13 protein-coding genes are annotated in these 16,278 nt (G+C 51.9%); 12 read left to right on the top strand and 1 reads right to left on the bottom strand.

Annotated elements, in window-relative coordinates:
• Window positions 1–71: 71 nt before the first annotated feature.
• The 8 genes from NF683_RS19090 to acpS all read left to right on the top strand — a co-directional run bounded on the left by NF683_RS19090 (window position 72) and on the right by acpS (window position 7,902).
• Window positions 72–1,490: a DegQ family serine endoprotease gene (locus tag NF683_RS19090; RefSeq protein WP_038485193.1), complete on the top strand. Its 1,419-nt coding sequence runs from the start codon at window positions 72–74 to the stop codon at window positions 1,488–1,490.
• Between the two features lie 191 nt (window positions 1,491–1,681).
• A complete protein-coding gene (lepA, locus tag NF683_RS19085) occupies window positions 1,682–3,499 on the top strand; it encodes a translation elongation factor 4 (protein ID WP_038485191.1) in 1,818 nt (605 codons plus the stop codon).
• A gap of 15 nt (window positions 3,500–3,514) precedes the next feature.
• Window positions 3,515–4,318, top strand: coding sequence for a signal peptidase I (gene lepB, locus NF683_RS19080; protein ID WP_089037854.1), 804 nt, complete (start codon window positions 3,515–3,517; stop codon window positions 4,316–4,318).
• A gap of 61 nt (window positions 4,319–4,379) precedes the next feature.
• Window positions 4,380–5,072, top strand: a complete 693-nt coding sequence (gene rnc, locus NF683_RS19075; RefSeq protein WP_089037855.1) for a ribonuclease III — start codon at window positions 4,380–4,382, stop codon at window positions 5,070–5,072.
• Window positions 5,069–5,968, top strand: a complete 900-nt coding sequence (gene era, locus NF683_RS19070; protein WP_038485185.1) for a GTPase Era — start codon at window positions 5,069–5,071, stop codon at window positions 5,966–5,968. The genes rnc and era overlap by 4 nt, the downstream gene beginning before the upstream one ends.
• Before the next feature lie 8 nt (window positions 5,969–5,976).
• Window positions 5,977–6,669, top strand: coding sequence for a DNA repair protein RecO (gene recO / locus NF683_RS19065; protein ID WP_089037856.1), 693 nt, complete (start codon window positions 5,977–5,979; stop codon window positions 6,667–6,669).
• Window positions 6,670–6,704: 35 nt separating this feature from the next.
• A complete protein-coding gene (gene pdxJ, locus NF683_RS19060; protein ID WP_253920746.1) occupies window positions 6,705–7,523 on the top strand; it encodes a pyridoxine 5'-phosphate synthase in 819 nt (272 codons plus the stop codon).
• Between the two features lies 1 nt (window position 7,524).
• Complete coding sequence (gene acpS, locus NF683_RS19055) at window positions 7,525–7,902, top strand: holo-ACP synthase (RefSeq protein ID WP_253921907.1); 378 nt, start codon at window positions 7,525–7,527, stop codon at window positions 7,900–7,902.
• A gap of 4 nt (window positions 7,903–7,906) precedes the next feature.
• Here the strand turns inward: acpS and NF683_RS19050 are convergent, their stop codons facing one another.
• On the bottom strand, window positions 7,907–10,624 hold the full coding sequence (locus NF683_RS19050) for an ATP-binding protein (protein WP_089037859.1): 2,718 nt from the start codon (window positions 10,622–10,624) through the stop codon (window positions 7,907–7,909).
• A 91-nt stretch (window positions 10,625–10,715) separates the two neighbouring features.
• Between NF683_RS19050 and cysM the strand changes: the two genes are divergently transcribed.
• The 4 genes from cysM to mazG all read left to right on the top strand — a co-directional run bounded on the left by cysM (window position 10,716) and on the right by mazG (window position 16,265).
• Window positions 10,716–11,612: a cysteine synthase CysM gene (gene cysM, locus NF683_RS19045; RefSeq protein ID WP_089037860.1), complete on the top strand. Its 897-nt coding sequence runs from the start codon at window positions 10,716–10,718 to the stop codon at window positions 11,610–11,612.
• A complete protein-coding gene (rlmD, locus tag NF683_RS19040) occupies window positions 11,613–13,079 on the top strand; it encodes a 23S rRNA (uracil(1939)-C(5))-methyltransferase RlmD (RefSeq protein WP_253920745.1) in 1,467 nt (488 codons plus the stop codon).
• Between the two features lie 70 nt (window positions 13,080–13,149).
• Complete coding sequence (gene relA / locus NF683_RS19035) at window positions 13,150–15,426, top strand: GTP diphosphokinase (protein WP_253920744.1); 2,277 nt, start codon at window positions 13,150–13,152, stop codon at window positions 15,424–15,426.
• Window positions 15,426–16,265, top strand: a complete 840-nt coding sequence (mazG, locus tag NF683_RS19030) for a nucleoside triphosphate pyrophosphohydrolase (protein WP_172421040.1) — start codon at window positions 15,426–15,428, stop codon at window positions 16,263–16,265. Before relA ends, mazG begins: the two co-directional genes overlap by 1 nt.
• The last annotated feature ends 13 nt before the right edge of the window (window positions 16,266–16,278 follow it).

Raw genomic sequence — 16,278 nt, 5'->3', positions numbered from 1 at the left:
AACTCGCTGAGAGTTGCACTCCCTTGTGTTTAGTACGTAGTTAGTACTTTTGCTTGATTAGGAGCTGTTGCATGAAGCGCTTGGTTTTTCCTTCCGCACTTTGGTTGTGCTTTATTGTATTTTTGTTCGTTGGGCAGAATGCCCACGCGCAGAACTTGCCAGACTTTACCAAATTGGTAGAAGACGCTGCCCCTGGTGTGGTCAATATCTCTACTAGCAGGACGATTCAACGTAGCTCTGGGCCTTCTATTCAAGGGTTCGGTGGCCAGGATATCCCTGAAATATTCCGCCACTTTTTTGGCGATAGTTTTCCTACGCCTCCCCCTAGTCGAGGGCCGAACCGCAGTGAAGAGCGCCAGTCACTTGGTTCTGGTTTCGTCATTAGTGCGGATGGTTACGTGCTGACGAACGCTCACGTGGTTCAAGATGCTGATGAAATTCTTGTGCGATTAAACGATCGTCGAGAACTCACCGCAGAGCTAGTGGGTAGCGATACGCAAACAGATGTTGCGCTACTGAAGGTGGATGCCAACAATTTGCCAGTGCTTGATCTGGGCGACTCCGATGAATTAAAAGTCGGTGAGTGGGTGGCTGCCATAGGCTCACCCTTTGGTTTTGACCACTCTGTATCTGCTGGCATTGTGAGTGCTATTAACCGCACGCTGCCTCGTGATGTTTATGTACCCTTTATCCAAACCGACGTTGCTATTAATCCAGGTAATTCCGGTGGCCCCTTATTTAACCTTGAAGGGGAAGTCGTCGGTATTAACTCACAAATACTGACGCGTAGCGGTGGCTTCATGGGGCTCTCTTTTGCTATTCCCATTAATGTCGCCATGGACGTGGCTGACCAACTACGTGAAGACGGACATGTGAATCGTGGGTGGTTGGGCGTAATGATTCAGCCTGTGTCTCGTGATCTTGCTGAGTCGTTTGGCATGGAGGAAGCCATTGGAGCGCTGATTGCTGACCTCGATCCGGATGGGCCCGCGGCGCAAGGTGGTCTTCAAGCAGGGGATGTCATTATTGCGGTGAACGGTGAAGAGGTTGATCGTTCCAGCACGTTACCGCGTCTGATTGGTCGCGTTGCTCCTGGCAGTGATGTGGATTTAACACTGATGCGCGATGGCGAAGAGGTGACCGAAACGCTTGAACTGGGTAGCTGGCCTGATTCAGAAGCTGGTCATAGCGATAGTTCGAGCAGCAATAATCAGGTTCGTCTGGGTGTGGCCGTGGTAGAAGTTGATGAGGCAACCCGTGAGCGCCTAAATATTGGTGGTGGCGTGGAAGTGCGTCAGGTTGACCCCGACAGTGTTGCCTCGCAAGCGGGGCTGCGTGTGGGCGATATATTAGTCAGCATTGACCATCGCAGCGTTGCTTCGGCAGATGAGCTGTTGAGAATTGTTGAAGAACTGCCAGATGATCGCGCAATTCCATTGCGCTTGTATCGAGATGGACGCTCGCTATTTGTGGCTTTACGTCTAGAGTAATCCACTGATTGTCTCTCCAGTCCGGCGGTTCTCGCCGGACTGCTGTTCCTATCCCGCGCATATCGCTACAATAGCGCTTATCTTTTTGACGAACATTGGCAAAGTAGTCGTGCGGCAACCTTTATTGCCTGCGCATATTGGCTCTATAAAGCCAGCTACACCTTGCACACCCATAAGGCAGAACACACTCGATGTCTCAAGACGTTTCCAGCGGAAAGCTCAAGCACATACGCAACTTCTCCATCATTGCGCATATTGATCATGGTAAATCGACGCTATCAGATCGTTTGATTCAGACCTGCGGCGGTTTGACCGAGCGAGAGCTTAAGGAGCAAGTGCTCGACTCCATGGATATTGAGCGCGAGCGTGGTATTACCATCAAGGCGCAGTCCGTCACGCTTGACTACACGGCTGCAGACGGTGAAGTCTATCAACTCAACTTCATTGACACGCCTGGGCACGTGGACTTCTCTTACGAGGTGTCGCGTTCTCTTTACGCCTGTGAGGGAGCGCTGTTGGTGGTAGACGCCGCACAAGGTGTGGAGGCTCAATCGGTTGCCAACTGCTACACCGCAATTGAACAGGGCTTGGAAGTACTCCCAGTACTTAACAAGATTGATTTGCCCCAGGCTGACCCTGATCGTGTCGCACAGGAAGTCGAAGAAATTATCGGTTTGGATGCCACCGATGCCTGCCAAGTGTCGGCTAAAAGCGGGATCGGCATCGACGCCTTATTAGAGCGGTTAGTGCGGGATATTCCGCCTCCTAAGGGTGACCCAGAAGCACCTTTGCAAGCGCTTATTATCGACTCTTGGTTCGATAACTATCTTGGGGTTGTCTCGCTAGTGCGCTTATTCGACGGAACATTGCGCAAAGGCGACAAAATCCGCATCAAGTCCACAGGGCGTGACTGGGGGGCCACCGAAGTAGGGATCTTTACACCGCTTCGCAAAGAGACCAATATTTTGCGTGCTGGTGAAGTAGGCTTTATTGTCGCTGGCATCAAGGAGATCCACGGAGCACCGGTGGGCGATACAATTACCCACACCAAAACCCCTGATGTTCCCCGCTTGCCTGGTTTCCAAAAAGTGAAACCGCAGGTATATGCAGGTATGTTCCCGGTTAGTGCCGATGACTACGAAGACTTTCGGGATGCGCTTGAGAAGCTTGCGCTCAATGATGCTTCGCTTGAATATGAGCCGGAAAACTCGGATGCATTGGGCTTTGGTTTCCGCGTCGGCTTCCTGGGTACGCTGCATATGGAGATCATTCAAGAGCGCTTAGAGCGTGAATATGATCTTGATCTACTGACCACAGCGCCGACGGTGGTGTATGAGCTCGCCATGAAAAACGGCGAGATTCAATACGTATCGAACCCCTCGAAATTGCCTGATATGGCAGATGTTGATGAGATGCGTGAACCCATCGTGCGTGCCAGCATTCTGGTTCCTCAGGAGTATGTTGGTAACGTGATTGCTGAGTGTGAGCAGCGTCGCGGTACGCAATTAGATATGCAGTTCCTGGGGAATCAGATCCAGTTAACCTATGAGCTGCCCATGTCAGAAGTGGTCATGGATTTCTTTGATCGTTTGAAGTCTATTTCTCGTGGTTATGCATCACTTGAGTACAACTTCGAACGTTTTGAAGCGGCTAAGTTGGTTCGCCTGGACGTGCTGATCAATGGCGATAAAGTTGACGCACTGGCCGTCATTATCCACCGTGACCATGCGCATAACCGTGGTCGCCTGCTAGTGGAAAAAATGAAAGAGCTGATTCCGCGGCAAATGTTTGATGTGGCTATTCAAGCCGCTATTGGTGGCCAGGTTGTCGCGCGCTCAACAGTCAAAGCGCTGCGTAAAAACGTGACGGCCAAATGTTACGGCGGTGATGTAAGCCGTAAGAAGAAACTATTGGAAAAACAGAAGGCCGGTAAGAAACGGATGAAACAGGTGGGGCGTGTTGAAATTCCCCAGGATGCCTTCCTTGCTGTGCTCAAGGTAAACGACTAGGGATACTTACCCCACATGGATTTTTCATTATTACTGGTGATTGCCGTTGCACTTTCTGGGGCAATATATTTGCTGGATGTGCTTTGGCTGAGACCTAAGCGGCGTGAGCGATTGGCCGCTGCTGAAGCAGCTACCACGGAAGGCCTGGATGGAACGACTCGAGAGACGTTGCTCAAAGAGCCATGGCCGATTGACTACTCACGCTCATTTTTTCCAGTTCTGCTGGTGGTGTTGGTCGTACGTAGTTTTATTATTGAGCCGTTTCAAATTCCATCTGGATCAATGAAGCCGACGCTTGAAGTGGGTGACTTTATCTTGGTGAATAAGTTTGCCTATGGCCTGCGATTACCGGTGCTGCACAGCCGTTTTTTAGAAGTTGATGATCCCGAGCGCGGCGACGTGATGGTGTTCCGCTTTCCAGAGGAGCCGTCGGTCAACTTTATTAAACGTGTGGTTGGTTTGCCGGGTGACCGTATTCGCTATGAAGGAAAACAGCTGTATGTTAACGGTGAGCCAGTTACTAAAGCATTGATTGAAGAAGGCCCCGAACTTTCGCCGCAACAGCTATTATTGGAAGAGCAATTAGGTAGCGTTAGCCACTATATATATAATAACCCCCGTGATCCTGGGCCCCAGATGCGTGAAGTGGTTGTTCCGGATGGGCACTATTTCACGATGGGTGATAACCGTGATCACTCCAACGATAGCCGTTATTGGGGGTTTGTTCCTGAAGATAATATTGTTGGAAGAGCGTTTGCCGTTTGGATGCATTGGGACGGTGGCTTGCCTAGCTTTACCAGTGTGCGGCGTATTGAATGAAAAATAGTTTAGAAATTGTTAATGCTGTCATATTAGTTAACGTCAACGACGTAGGAGCACTGTGAGTAATTCCTTAATCGCTTTTTGCCGACGAATCGGCCATACCTTCGGTGACCCTACGCTGATGGAACTGGCCATGACCCATCGTAGCTACGGTGGTCGTAACAATGAGCGCCTGGAATTTCTGGGTGACTCTATCGTCAATTTTGTAATCGCTGAGGCGCTTTTCCAACGTTTTCCTCAGGCTAGGGAAGGACAGTTATCACGTCTTAGAGCGCGTTTGGTAAAAGGTCAGACATTGGCTGAGTTGGCTCGAGAAATGGAGTTTGGCGAATGCTTACGGCTTGGCTCAGGAGAAATGAAGAGCGGCGGGCATCGCCGCGAATCCATTTTGGCTGATGCAGTAGAAGCTGTGATTGGCGCTATTTATTTAGATGCGGGCATGGATGTCGTTCGTCAACGTGTGCTGGCATGGTACGCCGAGCGGCTTGAGAATATTTCGCTACAAGATACCCAGAAAGATCCCAAAACACGTTTGCAAGAATTTTTGCAATCGCGTCAGGCAGCGTTGCCACGCTATGAAGTAGTCTCTGTAAAGGGGGAGGCGCATGCCCAGACCTTTACCGTGGAGTGCTACATTGATTTGCTAACCGAGCATACCACTGGTAAAGGTCCCAGCCGCCGCCATGCTGAACAACAGGCAGCTGAAGAAGCGCTATTCCACCTTGAAAAAACACCTGGAGACAAGTCATGAGTCAAACCTGCGGCTTCGTGGCCATCGTTGGGCGGCCCAACGTAGGCAAATCAACCCTCATGAACCGGATTCTAGGGCAAAAAATCTCTATTACTTCGCGTCGCCCTCAAACCACGCGGCATCAGGTGATGGGCATTAAGACGGTAGAAGAGACACAGTTCATCTATGTTGATACGCCTGGCATGCACATCATGTCAAAAGACCGCAATAAAGCGATCAACCGCTTTATGAATCAAGCGGCAACACAGGCGTTGCGTGACGTTGACTGTGTGGTGTTTATTATCGACCGCACCCGTTGGACGGATGAAGACCAAGCCGTACTAAAGCGGCTTGAGCACGTGAAAGCACCGGTGATTCTAGCGGTCAACAAGGTAGATCGCTTAAACGATAAAGGTGACTTGTTACCCTGGTTAGCTGAAGTAGGTGCACGCCGTGAGTTTGCTGCGGTTGTGCCTATTTCTGCCAAACATGGCACCCAAGTTGATACGCTCGAACAGGAAGTTGCCAAATACTTGCCAGAGAGCGTTCACTTTTTCCCGGAAGATCAAATCACTGACAAGAGCTTGCGCTTCATGGCGGCTGAGTTGGTGCGTGAAAAAGTCATGCGTCAACTGGGTGATGAACTGCCGTATCAAATGACCGTGGAAATCGAAGAGTTCCGTGAAACCGAGCGTGTGACCCATATCAGTGCCTTAATCCTGGTCGAGCGTCAGGGGCAAAAGGTGATCTTGATCGGTGAGAATGGCGAGCGTATTAAAAGCATTGGTCGCGAAGCCCGCCTGGATATGGAGCGTGCCTTGGGTACCAAGGTAATGCTCAATCTATGGGTGAAAGTGAAGCGCGGCTGGTCTGATGACGAGCGGGCATTAAAGAGTTTGGGTTACGATCTCGATTGAGTGCTTCCATGTCGGCAGAGCCAGCGTTTTTACTGCATCGCAGGCCTTACCGTGAAACCAGTGCGCTGGTGGATTTGTTAACCCTTAACCATGGCCGTATCCGCGCCGTTGCCCATGGAGGGCAGCGGCCAGGTTCTAAGTCGCGTCAACGGCTGCAACCCTTTACCCCTTTGTTTGTGTCGTGGCGCGGCGAGCGTGAGCTAAAGCGATTAACGCTGATGGAGTCACGAGGCCAGACGGCATTGCTAGCCGGAGAAGGGTTGCTCTGCGGCTTATATGCCAATGAAATAGCCACGCGTCTACTGCCTTTGGAGCTTGCAGCACCAGAGGTTTTTGCATTTTATAGCGCGCTGTTAGAGGCATTGCCAACACCGGCGAACCGCGCCTTGGCGCTGCGACGTTTTGAATGGGCGCTGTTGGAGACGTTAGAGGCAACACCGCGTTTTTGTACTTACGATGGCGCTGCGCTCGATCCTCAAACGCGTTATCGATTTGATGCCGCAAGTCGTGCTTTTGTACCTGCTGAGCAGGGCATCGAAGGCCGCACGCTGCGCTATATTGATCAAGGCGATTGGCAGCCCGTTGGCTTAGCAAGTGCATTAAAAGCGGTGATGCGGGCAGCGCTGGCGCCTCATTTAGGCGCGACTGCTTTACGTTCCCGAGAACTAATGCTCGATTTGGCCCGCCGCCGACAGCGCTAGGTGGGCATTTTGATATCACTTATTGGAGACACGCGATGCATCCTCCGCGGATTTTATTAGGCGTTAACATCGATCACATTGCGACGCTACGCCAAGCGCGTGGTACTCGTTACCCTGATCCAGTTCAAGCGGCACTATTAGCAGAAGAAGCGGGCGCTGACGGCATCACGGTTCACCTGCGTGAAGATCGTCGCCATATTCAGCCAAGAGACGTTCGCCTATTGGCAGAAATGCTTAATACGCGCATGAATTTAGAGATGGCTGTCACTGAAGAAATGCTCGTACTGGCTGAGGAAATACGCCCGGCACACGTGTGTTTAGTACCAGAAAAGCGTGAAGAGCTAACCACCGAAGGTGGCTTGGACGTTGTGGGTGGCTTTGATCTTATTGCCAATGCCTGTGAGCGCTTAAGCGCAGCCGGTTGCGACGTGTCTTTGTTCATCGATCCTGATAACGCGCAAATTGATGCTGCCATTCGTGCAGGGGCACCAACGATTGAGCTGCATACAGGCGCCTATGCAGAAGCAAAACCTGGCAGTGAGGCGGCTATTGCTGAATATGAGCGCCTGAGTGCAGCGGCCATTCACGCTGTTTCTGCTGGCTTAGTGGTTAATGCTGGGCATGGCTTGCACTACCACAACGTTGAGGCGATTGCTGCGCTACCGGGTGTTAATGAGCTCAATATTGGTCACGCCATTATTGCTCGAGCTCTTTTTGTCGGCTTGAAAGATGCGATTCAAGAAATGAAACGCTTGATCATTGCTGGTCAGGAAGCTGGATTAATGGCGGCGTTAGATGCTCATGAGCATGAGCACGAGGATGAATACACGCATAGCGGTTGCTGTAGCCACTAAGATGATTGTCGGAATTGGGTCGGATATCGCCCGTGTCGAGCGCTTTGCTAAGGCAGTAAAACGTCATGGGCCACGCTTTGCCCAGCGAATTTTAGGCCCTGAAGAGCAGGCTGTGTGGCAGACAAAAGGTCAGCCCGTTAGCTATTTGGCAAAGCGTTTTGCAGCGAAAGAAGCGTATGTTAAAGCGCTTGGGCTTGGCCTGAGAAGTGGTATGCAATGGGGCGATATTCAGGTCCTCAATGATTCGCTGGGCAAGCCAAGCCTGCGGCTAAGTGGTGAGGCGCTTCGTCTATTTCAAGCTAGCGGCGCCTCGGCTACTCATATAACGCTCAGTGATGAAGCAGATTACGCGGTGGCATTTGTGGTACTTGAACGCTAGCGGGCTAGCGCTGATTTAAGGTGCTCCGCTGCTCCCTGAGGCGTTTGATGGCGGTATACAGCTTATCAAGTAAATTTTCAGCCTGTTCCAAGCCCCCGGTGCGTAAGCGTGTCTCCAACGTTTCGACCGTTAGCGCGAGCTCGGGTGCTCCGCAGTAACGGCTGGCACCATTGAGCGCATGAACATGATCGAGCAAGACCGTCAGGTTGTTTTCTTCGAAAGCGCTGCGAATTTGCTGTTCGCATTCACTTAGACTATCGATCAATCGCTTTAGCTGCTGTTTGGCGAACTCGGGGTTGCCGCCTGCTAGGCGCGTGCCGAGCTCAAGATCAATGACGGATAACGCAGCAGGTGTATATCCAAGAGCCGGTGTATACCCAAGAGCAGGGGCTTTTGGGGACGTCTGTAACAGCGGACTGATTGGCAGCGTAATGCCCAAGAAGCGTTGAAATTGCTGTTGCAGCTGAGTTTCATTGATAGGCTTCACCAATACGTCGTCTAAACCCTCCACAAGCCACTGCTGACGTTCATCGCTTAGCACGTGTGCGGTCACGGCAATAATTGGGCAGCGCGCCCAGCTATTATTAATGCGCCGCAAAGCCTGGGTGGTTTGAACACCGTCCATATCAGGCATACGAATATCCATTAGCACCATGTCTGCTTCGTTCTGACGCGCGTAATCCAACGCTTCCTGGCCGCTGGCAGCCAATACAATGTTGATATGCTCATTTTCGAGCATAGCCTTTAATAGCTCGCGGTTGGGCGCATTATCGTCAACGATCAGAACCGTGAATGTTGACGAAGGGAGCGCTTTAACCGTTTGTGCGCTGGCAGAAATAGTGGCTGCGACAGGTTCCAGTAGTTGTTTGAACGTGGCTATCAATTGAGTTCTGGTAAATGGTTTACATAGTATATCCCCCCCATTAGGAAGCTCCCAGTGAGGCAGTTCAAAGCTAGTGGCGTTTGCAAGGATGAGTGTTGGGCAGGGCGCTTGAGCAATTACTGACTGCCAATAGGTCTTTCGCTCACCGCTGAAGTCATCATGATCTAGGCTCAGCAGTAGCAGTTGCTCGTTGCCAGATTCAATGAAAGAGACGGCAGTTGCGCCCCAGCGTTCCATTAAGTGTTCCAACACATTGCGAGTGGGTAGATGGGGCTCATGTAAACGAATAATTGAGCCGTCGAGTGAGAGTTCCTGTGGCCGTTCCTTGGTCATGTCGGCAAGTAGCGGCAACGTAAATGAAAAGGTTGCACCTTCTCCAGGCTCGCTATCAACTGAAATCTCTCCACCCATTCGTTGAACTAATTGCCTGCAAATCGTCAGCCCTAAACCACTGCCGCCAAATTGTCTGGAGTGACTAGGATCTGCCTGGGAAAAGGCACTAAATAGCTGCTTTTGTTGTTGTTCGCTCAAGCCAATGCCTGTGTCACTAACGCTAATACGCAGCACAACATGCTGGCCCTCCTGGCTGTCCAGCATGACACGAATGATGACTTCTCCCTTCTGGGTAAACTTCAGGGCATTGCTGGTCAAATTATTGAGGACTTGATGGATGCGTAGCGGGTCGCCGCACAGCGCTGACGGCACATCGTCATAAACCATCGCCACTAAATGCAGTCGTTTGCGTTGAGCTTCAGGCGCATGAAGGCCAACAACCTCATCCATCAGCGACACAAGATCGATATCGACTTCTTCTAACGTTAGCCGGTCGGCTTCTAGTTTCGAGAAGTCCAGCACATCATTGACTAGCATCAACAGGTTATCGCACGCACGGTGCACATGTTCTAGCCATTCTTGCTGCCGAACGTCGAGAGAGGAGCGGCCTAATAAACGGCAAAAACCAATGATGCCATTTAAAGGGGTGCGGATTTCGTGGCTCATATTAGCCAGAAATTCAGACTTCACTGCATTCGCGCGTAGTGCGCTTCGATGAGCAAGATCGAGTTTGATATTTTGCTCTTCAATCGTCTCCATGGACTCTTGTAGTTCACTGGTCGCTTGCTCGATTTGGCTTTGCATATCATGCTGGGCTTGCCGAAAATGTTCCGCTAACCCATTGATATGCTCTGCCAGTTGGCGAAACTCGGTAGGGCGGGCAGCCGCCATATAAGGCCGGTAGTCCCCCCGGGATAGGCGATAAAGCGCTTGATTCGCCTCTTCAATTGGACGAGTAGCGTAGCGGCTGATCGCAAACGCGACTAAAAAAAGCAGCAGCCCAAGCAGCATGCCGCCTAAGCTAAGGCTAGCAATGAGCTTATAGCGCTCCAGTTTAAGCGTGCGTATGTCCATTTCGGCTTCAAGCCAGCCAGTATTAGCGAGATTAAATGGTTGGCCGTAAGACGTGGTTAGAGGTACCTGTAAACGCCAAATAGCTTCATCCATGGTGAGTGTCGTAGCATTGGGGGCATTTAGGCGAGGGGGGGGAGGTATCGAATGTCCCAGTACCAATAAGCGACTCCCTTGCTCGTCGAAAAGCGTCACCGCACGTAACCCTTTGTGCTCCAGGAGCTGTCTGGCAATGGCTTCCAAACGAGGCAAGTCGCCATCTATCATGGCGTTACCCAGGCTTGGTGCCAGTAATTCACCAGCGCTAACTAAGCGCTCTTCTAGCATGTCACGGCCGGTGGTCTCGCTTTGCACCACCAGCAATAGTGCCATGACGGCATAGACAAGAAGTGGAAGCCCGAGTAACGCAAAGAGTAAGCGCGTGTTTAAAGACATGAGAGAAGCTCGTTGATTCAATGAGGTTGCCTGTCAAGCTAACGGCAGCACCGATATAATGCAGCATAATGGTGATGATAAGGAATGTACGATGAATTATCCGACGCTCGAAGATGTGGTTGGCAATACGCCACTGGTTCGTTTAAAGCGCATAACGGCTGGTCGTAATAACACGCTTCTAGCCAAGCTAGAGGGCAATAACCCTGCTGGTTCGGTGAAAGACCGCCCGGCCCTCTCTATGTTAAGTGAAGCTGAAGCACGGGGCGATATTGTTCCAGGCGATACGCTGGTGGAAGCAACCTCGGGTAATACGGGTATTGCCTTGGCCATGGCCGCTGCGATCAAAGGCTACAAAATGACGCTAATCATGCCTGAAAACGCTTCTGAAGAGCGTAAGCAGGCTATGGCGGCTTACGGTGCCACATTGGTGTCAGCGAGCAAAGAAGGCGGGATGGAAGAGGCGCGAGATATTGCCGATGCGATGATTGCAAGAGGCGAAGGTAAACCGCTAAACCAATTTGCCAATCCAGATAACCCGCTTGCGCACTATCGCACAACGGGGCCCGAAGTGTGGCAGCAAACCGGCGGTGAAGTGACGCATTTTGTCAGTTCAATGGGGACCACGGGCACCATCATGGGGGTGTCTCGCTATCTTAAGGAACAAAATCCAGCGATCCAAATTGTCGGTTTACAACCGGCGGATGGTGCGAGCATACCGGGGATTCGTCGTTGGCCAAAAGAGTACCTGCCGTCGATTTTTGAAGCACCAAGGGTTGATATTACCCTTGATATCGCTCAGCAAGAAGCAGAAGCCCACATGCGCCGCTTGGCCCGTGAAGAAGGTATTTTTGCCGGGGTGTCGTCAGGTGGTAGCTTGGCTGGAGCACTGCGTATCGCAGAACAAACTGAGAACGCGGTCATTGTCTTCATCGTTTGTGACCGAGGCGATCGCTACCTTTCCACAGGCTTATTTGCCCCGGAGTTATAGATGGCCATGTTGGGTAAGCGGCGGCCATCTCGCCCCGCCTCGGGACACTCAGGGCTAGTTCGCCAACCAAGCCGTAAAACTGAGTCAAAAGACGATACTTCGACAACGCTGGTGGTTGAGCGTTTAGCGCATGATGGCCGTGGTGTAGCGCATAATGTCGAGGGAAAAACAGTCTTTATTGACCAAGCGCTTCCCGGTGAACATGTCGATGTGGCGATACACGTGACGCGTAAGCGGTATGACGAAGCGCATATAAAAAACCGGCTCACCTCTTCAGAACAGCGGGTTGAGCCACCCTGCACTTACTTTGGGCAGTGTGGAGGCTGTGATTTACAGCATCTTAATCTTACTGCACAACGCCAGCATAAGCGCGAAGTTGTTACCGAGCTAATGGCGCGTCAAGGCCTTACGCTAGGCCCTATTGCGGCGTTAGATGGTAGTAGCGAGCACTACCGACGTCGCGCCCGTTTGGGGGTTAGGGTAGATGGTCAGGGGAATGTTCTCCTGGGGTTTCGAGCACCCAACAGCCACCGACTAGTTGATATTGAGCAGTGCCATGTGCTGGTGCCAGCGCTGAACAAATTGATTCTTCCGTTACGGCAACTGCTGGCAACATTAGCCTCGCCCCGTCTCGTTGGCCATGTCGAATTACTGGCGACCGATGAGGCGACAGTAGTGCTAGTGCGTCAGTTAAAAGCCCATGATCAAGATAGGGCGCGCTGGCAGCAGTTTGCGGAACAGCAGCAGGTCTCGCTCGGCACTTGGTTAGGGCGGGAAACACCTGTTTTGCACTGGAATGGTGCGCATAGTGGCGCTACACCCGTTCTACAAGAAGTGCTTAATCTTGATGAACTCGGAATTCACAGAGCGAGTTCACCCACAAGTGAACACTGTTTGTCGGGTGATAAAGCATCCAGCCTAGTGACGTTACGTTTTTCACCAGGTGACTTTTTGCAGGTAAATGCTGAGGTTAACCAAAAGATGGTAGCCCAGGTGGTAGCATGGTTAAAGCCAGCGCCAGGGCAACAGCTCGTAGATCTCTTTGCTGGGATTGGTAACTTCAGTTTGCCGTTAGCCGCCGCAGGAGCAAAGGTGCTTGCTGTAGAGGGTAATCCAGCGATGGTCGAACGAATTACCGCTAACGCTAATGTTAACCTACTGGATGTGCATGCCCAGCAAGCAGACTTAAGCGACGCCAAAAAGGTGCAAACGCTATTGAGCGAGCATCAGCAAATTGATGCGATTGTGCTAGATCCGCCGCGCAGCGGTGCAGAAGCAGTTTGCCAAGTATTAGGTAGTTACAATGTACCTCGGGTGGCCTATATTTCTTGTGACCCGGCAACGCTTGCTCGCGATGCGGCACACCTTGTGCATGCAGGTTATCGCGTCAAGCAAGTAGCAGTGGCCGATATGTTTTTACACACTGCTCACCTGGAAACGCTGATGCTATTTGAATACGAGGGCTAGCCTGCCCATTGCATCAAGCCTCGGTGACGGAAAATGGCTAGCCGTCACCCTGAAAGGATGAATGATTGTCATGGTGAAAGTGCGTGAAGACCAGCCGCTTACCGAAAGCGGAAAGGTGGACATACAGCAGTGGTTAGCGCGCCTTCAAGAGGATGTGCGCCTACGCGACCCCGAACGACTATTGCAAGCATGCGAGCTTGCTGAACAGTTGGAACGAGAGGCGCCGCAAACCCACCGTGTGTGGCTCTCGCCAGGTTCAAGTTTTCGAATGGGGCTGGAAATGGCCGACATTCTGGCCGAGCTCAAGCTTGATCAAGCAACCCTTGAGGCTGCCGTGCTGTATCGCGCGGTTCGCGAAGGGCTGCTGAGTATAGACGCCGTTACCAAACGGTTTGGCGAAGAAGTCGCTAAGCTGATTGACGGCGTTTTGCAGATGGCAGCCATTAGCTACCCACTAGCGCCCAACCATGGTATGAGCCAGCACAATCAGCAGGAAAACCTGCGTAAAATGCTGGTTAACATGGTCGGAGATGTACGCGTTGCACTGATCAAAATTGCTGAACGCACCTGCGCCTTGCGCCAAGTAAAAGATGCGCCCCGTGAAAAGTGCTTACAAGTCGCGCGTGAAGTGGCTGATATTTATGCGCCGCTGGCTCATCGACTTGGGATAGGTCAAATCAAGTGGGAACTTGAAGACCTATCGTTTCGCTATCTGCATGAAGATGAGTACAAAGCGATTGCTAAGCTGCTGGCGGAAAAGCGTTTAGATCGTGATCGCTATATTCATGACGTGGTGGAAACCATTAAGAGCTTGATGGAAGCCCAGAATATTCACCACTACGACGTCGATGGGCGAGCCAAGCACATTTATTCAATCTGGCGCAAAATGAAGCGCAAACGGATTGATTTTTCCCAGGTGCACGACGTGCGCGCAGTGCGCATCTTGGTACCTGATGTGGCCGATTGCTACACCGTACTCGGAATTGTTCACTCTCGTTGGCACCATGTGCCCAACGAGTTTGATGACTATATTGCCAACCCGAAGAAGAACGGCTACCAATCGTTGCATACCGCGGTCATGGGGCCAGAAAACAAGGTGCTGGAAATCCAGATTCGCACCTTTGCTATGCACGACGAAGCAGAATTAGGTGTATGTGCACACTGGCGGTATAAAGGGCATGATACCAACGCCAAAAGCCGTAGCTATGAAGAAAAGATTGCCTGGTTGCGTCAAGTACTTGAGTGGCAGGATGAAGTGGGTGGCTTTGGCGACCTGCGCGAAGGTCTTTCCAGCGACGTTGCGCCAGACCGCATCTATGTTTTCACCCCCGATGGCCATGTCATCGACCTGCCGCGTATTGCGACCCCCATCGATTTCGCTTATCGCGTGCATACCGAAATTGGTCACCGCTGCCGTGGTGCCAAGATTAATGGTCGGATAGTACCGCTTACCTATAAGTTAAAAACCGGCCAGCAAGTCGAGATTTTAACGGCCACCAAAGGCGGCCCCAGCCGCGACTGGTTAAACCCCAGCTTGGGCTATGTGCGCACTTCACGCGCGCGGGCGAAGATTCAGGCGTGGTTTAAGTACCAAGCACGAGACCAGAACCTAGACGAAGGGCGGGCGTTGTTCGAGCGAGAGATGCGCCGCTTGGATGTTGAAGGGCTTGATCTTGCTAAGCTGGCTGCTGCTGTTAACTACCAAAACGCCGATGATATGTATGCAGCGCTCGGCGCGGGCGACCTGCGTATCGGGCAAGTGCTTCATCAGGCGCAACAGTTATTTGGTGAAACGGACGACCAAGAGCAGTTAGATCGGTTGCTGGCGAAGCCACGCCGTCAGCCAAGCAAAGCGACTCAAAGCGACATCACCGTGCTGGGGGTTGGCAACTTAAAAACCAGCATGGCGAATTGCTGTCGGCCAGTGCCTGGCGAACCAATTGTTGGCTTTATTACCCAAGGTCGCGGGGTCACCGTCCATCGCCAGGATTGCAGCAATATCCTGCAATTGCGCATGGAAGAGCCCCAGCGCATTATCGAAGTAGAGTGGGGCGAACGTGCCCTCACGCGTTACCCCGTCACTATTGAAATTCAAGCCTGGGATCGCTCCGGCTTACTGCGCGATGTGACCGGCCTGCTGGGCAACGAGAAGGTCAATGTGTTAGCAGTGAATACACTGACAGACACCGATGAGGGGATTGCGCGACTGCGCATCACGCTGGAAGTTGATGGTCTTGAATCACTAGGCCGTTTGTTTTCCCGTATCCAGCAATTGCCCAACGTGACGGAAGTGCGTCGTCTGCGCAATGCTGACCCAGAGAAAAACGTCCGTAAAGGAGGCGCCTGATGCGGTATAGCGTAGAGGATCTGCTGACATTGATGTCGGTGCTTCGCAACGCGGAACAGGGCTGTCCTTGGGATATTAAGCAAGATTGGGACAGCATTGTGCCCCATACACTGGAAGAAGCTTACGAAGTGGCTGATGCTATTGAGCGGCGCGCTTTTGATGAATTGCCCGGCGAGTTGGGTGATCTGCTGTTCCAAGTGGTCTATTACGCCCAGTTTGGTGCTGAAGAGCAGCGCTTCGACTTTCACGATATCGTTGATACATTGACTGCAAAGATGTTGCGCCGTCATCCGCATGTATTTCCTGATGGCACGCTAGCATCACGGCGTCCACCTGGGATGAGTGCCGAGGACGTACAAACCCAGCACGTTAATTCGCGCTGGGAAGCGCTTAAGGCCGATGAGCGTGCTGAGCGTTCGCAGCAAAGCACTCCCTCTGTGCTTGACGATGTGCCACGTACGCTGCCAGCGCTCAGTCGTGCCGCGAAACTCTCGAAACGTGCCGCCAGAGTCGGGTTCGATTGGCCGGATGCCAGCGGTGTGCTGGACAAAATCCGTGAAGAGCTCGCTGAAGTTGAAGAAGCCCTTGCCGAGGGTAATCGCCAGCACGCTCAAGAAGAAGTCGGTGACTTACTGTTTGCAGTGACTAATTTAGCTCGCACACTGGGTGCCGACCCTGAGCAATGCTTGCGTACCACAAACAGTAAATTTGAGCGCCGCTTTCGCTACGTAGAGCGCCAGCTTGCTGCTGATGCGCGTCCGTTAACCGACGCCTCGCTGGATGAAATGGAAAGCCACTGGCAAGCCGCTAAAGCACAAGAAAAAACGCTTACCCCTTAAAAACTGATTTTTA

This window comes from Halomonas sp. MS1, from assembly GCF_024182575.1.
Classification (GTDB): Bacteria; Pseudomonadota; Gammaproteobacteria; order Pseudomonadales; family Halomonadaceae; genus Vreelandella.
Note: the sequence above shows the minus strand (reverse complement) of the source record. Positions and strands in the feature narration are given on the sequence as shown.

Bases quoted from the DNA above. Each gene is read 5' to 3' on its own strand.
- mazG (WP_172421040.1), top strand. From the start codon at position 15,426: ATGCGGTATAGCGTAGAGGATCTGCTGACATTGATGTCGGTGCTTCGC.
- relA (WP_253920744.1), top strand. From the start codon at position 13,150: ATGGTGAAAGTGCGTGAAGACCAGCCGCTTACCGAAAGCGGAAAGGTG.
- lepA (WP_038485191.1), top strand. From the start codon at position 1,682: ATGTCTCAAGACGTTTCCAGCGGAAAGCTCAAGCACATACGCAACTTC.
- pdxJ (WP_253920746.1), top strand. From the start codon at position 6,705: ATGCATCCTCCGCGGATTTTATTAGGCGTTAACATCGATCACATTGCG.
- NF683_RS19050 (WP_089037859.1), bottom strand. From the start codon at position 10,624: ATGTCTTTAAACACGCGCTTACTCTTTGCGTTACTCGGGCTTCCACTT.
- cysM (WP_089037860.1), top strand. From the start codon at position 10,716: ATGAATTATCCGACGCTCGAAGATGTGGTTGGCAATACGCCACTGGTT.
- recO (WP_089037856.1), top strand. From the start codon at position 5,977: ATGTCGGCAGAGCCAGCGTTTTTACTGCATCGCAGGCCTTACCGTGAA.
- NF683_RS19090 (WP_038485193.1), top strand. From the start codon at position 72: ATGAAGCGCTTGGTTTTTCCTTCCGCACTTTGGTTGTGCTTTATTGTA.
- acpS (WP_253921907.1), top strand. From the start codon at position 7,525: ATGATTGTCGGAATTGGGTCGGATATCGCCCGTGTCGAGCGCTTTGCT.
- lepB (WP_089037854.1), top strand. From the start codon at position 3,515: ATGGATTTTTCATTATTACTGGTGATTGCCGTTGCACTTTCTGGGGCA.
- rlmD (WP_253920745.1), top strand. From the start codon at position 11,613: ATGGCCATGTTGGGTAAGCGGCGGCCATCTCGCCCCGCCTCGGGACAC.
- era (WP_038485185.1), top strand. From the start codon at position 5,069: ATGAGTCAAACCTGCGGCTTCGTGGCCATCGTTGGGCGGCCCAACGTA.